Raw genomic sequence first — 3,978 nt, 5'->3', positions numbered from 1 at the left:
TACGTCTTAGTAAGTTAAAGATTAATCATTGTTTTGAAGCCATTTCTAGAATTTTATATGCCCGTGCGAAACTCGTGTAGTCATGTGTTTTATTCATGGATTACTCAAAGCCTCATACCTGTCCTTCCACAAAAATCGGTGCTCTTTATGGATAATGTTCGTTTTCACAAACGTGAAGATATTTTACAAGCCATTAAAAAAGCCGGACATCAAGTTGAATTTTTACCGCCTTATTCACCCGATCTTAATCCCATAGAACATAAATGGGCACAGGCTAAACGAAAGAAAAGGGAGACTGGTTGTGATATTGATACCTTATTTTCCGTTTATATGTAATAAAAATTAAGTCGTTTTACTATACATTAAATAAAAATAAGTTTATTATGGATGATGGTTAATTAGTAACCATTTTTGGTATTAATTTCTTATACATTAAATTTTATGAGATCAAATAAGTTTTTACTTATATTAATATTGTTAATTATAACATCTAATTCTCCTGCATATGAAAAACATATCGGAATTAAAAAACATTTTTTATCAAGTTGGAAAACAGAAGAGTTTAATAATCAGTGGGGCCTTGATGCTATTAATGCAAATTATGCATATTATTATGGATACACAGGGAAAGATGTACCAATTGGTGTGCTTGATGCTCCTATCTATAAAAATCACCCAGAGTTCACTAATGTAAAAAACATTATTAACCTTGTTACTAAAGGGAAAAGAGCAGAAAAAAGCAATTCCGATATAAATATAAAAGTTGGTGATAATTTTTATTTTGACGGAACGTTACACTTAAAAAATTATGAAGGACAATACGAATCACATGGAACGAGTGTAGCATCTATAATAGCTGGAAATCGTGATGGAAAAGGAATGCACGGTGTTGCCTTTAATGCAAAAATTTTTAATGCTGATATAGATGATGGATACAATACGATTTATAGTAAAATTCCTTTAGATAGAAACATCTATTATTCCGCCTGGCAAGAATTCAAGAAAAATAAAGTCCGTATTATAAATAACAGTTGGGGTATTGGTATTCCAGATGCACCTAATTATGAAATTTATGATTCTGTATCTTTTTCCGATTCAGATGCTGAAAAACAGTTTAATCATGACATAAAAAGTATTATAGGTACGAAATTAGGTGGTATTTATAATGGTGCTATAGATTTAGCCCACAATGGCATTATTATGGTTTACGGTGTTGGGAATGATGGCAACACAAATAGCCCTAACGCATTAGCTGGATTACCCTATTTTTTACCAAACATTCTATCGCATTGGGTGACAGTTATGGGTATTGCCAAAAAAGAAGATGTCACTCGATTGCTGCGTAGTGATTTTATCTACGATAAATTGTTTATTCTTTATGAAAATAAATTCCCAGGAAGAAAACAAGATGAGGAATTCTATGCATTTGTAGATTCAATTTACGAAAAATCTCCAAATCTAATTAAAGAAATATCATCAAAATTTGACGATTCAAATATACCTGATTGGCCAATTTATCAAAGATCAAATCGATGCGGCTATACTGCTAGTTTCTGTGTTGCTGCTCCAGCAGATAATATCTACTCAGCAAATATTGCAGGAGATAATTACAATAATATTTCAAGCGGTTACAGGAAAGGAGAAGGCACATCGTTAGCAGCTCCTCACGTTAGTGGTGCAATCGCTATATTAATGGAAAGATTTCCTTACTTATCAGCAGAAAATATAACAACAATAGTTAAAACAACAGCAAATGATCTTGGAAAAAAGGGCATTGATGAAATTTATGGTTGGGGGCTGATAAACTTAAGAGAAGCTATTAATGGCCCTAAAATGTTTATTTCTCCAAAAGATATTCCAGCTGAGTTTTATGTTCCGGGTTCATACACAAACACCCAATTTGTGGTTAATATTCCAGGTATCGGTTCCATTATTGATGAGGGAAAGCTTTTAAAGCGAATATGCTTATATCCAACATGTGCCTGGGATATTTGGCGTAACGATATCACTGGACATGGAGGACTAACTAAAGAAGGAAGTGGAACATTAGTATTAACTGGTAACAGCACCTATCGTGGTCCAACACTAATAAATAATGGAATTTTAGTTGTTAATGGCACACTAACTTCGGATGTGTTAATTCAGAAAGATGGTGTGCTCAGTGGTAATGGAACAATAGGCTCACTGAGCGCCCATGGTACTGTAGCGCCGGGCAATTCGATCGGTACCCTAAACGTAAACCATAACGTCAACTTTGAACCGGGCTCGCGTTACGTAGTCGAGGTTGGTCAAAACGTGCAGAGCGATCGAATTCAAAGTAGTGGAGCAGTAACGATCGATGGCGGTGAAGTGGTGGTTTCACTGGAAAACAAAGCTAACTTATTATCTCGACAGGAAGGAGATAGCCGATTAGGTCATCAGTATATCATCCTGAGTGCTCAACAGGGAGTGAGTGGGCAGTTTGATAGGGTGGCGTCAAAGCACCTGTTTCTTAGTACAGAACTGAGGTATCATCCAAACCAGGTAACGCTAAGCATCGGCCGCAATAATAAACGCTTTTCCAGCGTAGCACAGACACAGAATGAGCGCGAAGTGGCAAATGCAGCAGATGAATTGTCGATGGGTAATCCTGTGTATGAGAGCATCCTAACCAGTAGCACAGTGGATAAAGCACGACAAGCATACCGTCAGTTGTCTGGGCAAATCAATGCCGATATCGTTTCGGCATTGGTAAACAATAGCCGCTATTTAAGTAAGGTGCTAAATGGGCGTCTGCGTCAGGCGAAAGGTTTGTTGAGTTCGTCGACTATTAAGGCCAACGAAAGCGGTGTGTGGGCGCAATCGCTCATGGCTTGGGAGCACGCATCGGGCAATGCCAATGCAACAGGTTATCAGGGCTCGACTTATGGGATACTGTTCGGATTTGATTCAGCACTAGCAACTGACTGGCTGCTTGGGATAGCGACAGGCTATACCCGTACCTCGTTGCACGGTGGTTATGGTTCGAATGCGGGCAGCAATAACTATCACCTGGCTGCATACGGTAATAAACAGTTTGGACTGCTGGCACTGTGTGGAGGTGCAATATACACCTGGCATCGCATCGATACTTCGCGTTTGGTGAACTATGGTGTGCAGTCAGAACGTGAAATGGCAAAGTACAGTGGACGTACACAGCAGCTATTTGCGGAAATGAGTTATAGGATGGAGAGAGAGTGGGTAAACCTGGAACCGTTCGTTAACCTGGCATACATAAACATGGAGAACAATCAAATCTCAGAGCATGGTAACGCGGCAGCATTACGTGGTAACAAGCAGCACTACGACGCGACGGTTTCGATGTTGGGGTGGCGTGTGGATACTGAACGGCTGGTGAATAAAAACACCAAGATAGGGCTGTTTAGCGAACTGGGATGGCAACATCAGTATGGACAGCTAAAACCAGGCGCCAGGCTACGGTTTAAAGGCGGAAATGCTCCGTTTGTGGTGAACAGTGTGCCGATATCGCGCGACAGATTGGCTCTGAAGGTAGGGCTAGAAGTAGTGGTGAACAAGAATGCTATATTGTCGTTGAGCTACGATGGTCTACTGTCGCAGCAGCATCAGGACAATAGCGTCAACGCTGTTTTCACTTGGCGTTTTTGATAACAGTGTAGGGTGCCGATTAAAGTTAGTGACAAGTAGGGGTCTGTAAAATTTTTTGTGTAAACAGCTCCTCCGTTAGCTGGTAATCGGATCACCGTACATCAACAGAACGAAGCAGCTACGCTGCAAATCGATAATCGGTAAGGTCGGAGATTAAACCTCAATGTTGAGTATTTTTTGGTCTCTTAGGCTAAATTTTTGATTAAAATTGCATATTGATATTCAATTTATCCTCAAAAGTCGATTTTAAGCCACCCACGAGTTTCGCACGGGCATATAAAATTCTAGAAATGGCTTCAAAACAATGATTAATCTTTAACTTACTAAGACGTA

At 39.2% G+C, this 3,978-nt stretch carries 2 protein-coding genes; both read left to right on the top strand.

From position 1 onward, the window contains the following. The first annotated feature begins 57 nt into the window (after positions 1-57). Entirely contained in the window at positions 58-336 is a 279-nt protein-coding gene (locus H1X92_RS00015) for a transposase (protein ID WP_225507820.1), read from the top strand. A 75-nt stretch (positions 337-411) separates the two neighbouring features. Continuing rightward, on the top strand, positions 412-3,645 hold the full coding sequence (locus tag H1X92_RS00010; protein WP_180558287.1) for an autotransporter outer membrane beta-barrel domain-containing protein: 3,234 nt from the start codon (positions 412-414) through the stop codon (positions 3,643-3,645). Positions 3,646-3,978 lie beyond the last annotated feature (333 nt).

Source organism: Arsenophonus endosymbiont of Apis mellifera, assembly GCF_903968575.1.
Classification (GTDB): Bacteria; Pseudomonadota; Gammaproteobacteria; order Enterobacterales; family Enterobacteriaceae; genus Arsenophonus; species Arsenophonus apicola.
Note: the sequence above shows the minus strand (reverse complement) of the source record. Positions and strands in the feature narration are given on the sequence as shown.

What these genes read in the sequence shown, in the direction of transcription:
- H1X92_RS00015 (WP_225507820.1), top strand. Translation starts at nt 58, where the DNA reads ATGCCCGTGCGAAACTCGTGTAGTCATGTGTTTTATTCATGGATTACT.